Here is a 1,310-nt window from a genome sequence, read left to right as displayed (position 1 = left end):
CGCCGGGCCGGGCGCCGGGTGTCCAGGTGACCGGGTGACCGGACGAACTCACCGGGCTGCGGGTTCGGACACCAGATCCGCGACGACGATGGTGGTGTCGTCCCGGGCACCGGCCAGCAGGGCCGCCTCGACGAGCGCGTCCGCGGCCCGTTCGGGCGGCTCGGGCCCCAGCGCGCTCAGCAGGCCGTCGAGCTGTTCCGGGCTCATCACCTTGGTGATGCCGTCGCTGGCGAGAACGACCCGGTCACCGGCGCGGACCGGCTCGCTGAAGATGTCCGCCTCGATCTCGTCAGCGAGCCCGACGGCGTTGAGCAACGGACCGTTGCGGATCGCGTGCGGCGTGGTCAGTGCCCGCGGCCGTCCCTTGCCGGGCTGCAACCACACCGAGCTGTCACCCACGTGCGCGACGGTGAGGTACTCGCCGGTGCTCTGCTGGCGCCCGAGGATGACGACGTCCAGCGTGCAGGCCATGCCGAGCCAGGCCGGCTCCTCGCGAGCCCGGGTCCGGACCACCCAGTTCGCCCGTTCCACGGCCTTGCGCAGGCCCTCAAGCGGATCCTCGGCGTACTGCGGGCGGAAACCCGCCACCGTGGTGACCGCCAGCGTGGACGCGATCTGGCCGGCAGCCTCGCCACCGACCCCGTCCGATACCGCCAGCAGCCCGTCGACGACGACGAACGCGTCCTCGTTGGGACCGCCGCGTCTGCCCCGGCGGGTGCGCCCCGCGGCGGCGAGTCGCAGCGCGGCGGCCGTCGTCTGCTCCGGCTCGATCGCCATGAGATCGCCCGCCTGCCCCCTCGGGGGAGTGGGCGGAGCCACGGGGATGGTCGTCGCCGTGGGGGAGCTCTCCCACGGCGTGTCCTCAACCGTTCGGGTCGGCTCGGCACCGCGCGGAGCCGGCGCGTGTTCCCCGGCTGGCGGGAGGGGATAGTCGCCGGTCGCCGGGTCGTAGTAGCGGGTGGCATCCGCCCGTTCGTCACCGAAGGCACCGGGCCCGAGGTGCGGCTGACCGGCGGGCGGTGGCGTCCAGCCGGTGGACTCGGGATCGCGGTCGCCTTCACCGCCGCCGACGGAAACCTGCGAGGTCACATCCCCTCCCCATGCCGCGCCTGCGTCCGGGACGCCGCTCGCGCTGTCCGCTGACCTGTCCGCCGCGTTGCCCGTCGCACCGGTTGCCGAGGAGACCGGCGTCGGCTCGGCGAAGCCGGGGACGATCCCGTCGGGCGGGGTGATGTCAGAGCTGTCACGGATCGGCACCGTACCGTATCGGTGGCGCTGATGGTTGAGGCCACGGGAGCGTCGCTGGTTCT

The 1,310-nt window shown here is 73.6% G+C and carries 1 protein-coding gene; it reads right to left on the bottom strand.

All coding sequences use genetic code 11. The features are described 5' to 3' along the window. Positions 1-48 precede the first annotated feature (48 nt). Positions 49-1,310, bottom strand: a 1,262-nt coding sequence (locus tag ACY45C_RS19090; RefSeq protein WP_462188944.1) for a PP2C family protein-serine/threonine phosphatase, incomplete at its 5' end; no start/stop codon positions are given.

It is taken from the genome of Frankia sp. CcWB2 (assembly GCF_977927585.1).
This window is presented reverse-complemented; position numbering and strand designations above follow the sequence as displayed.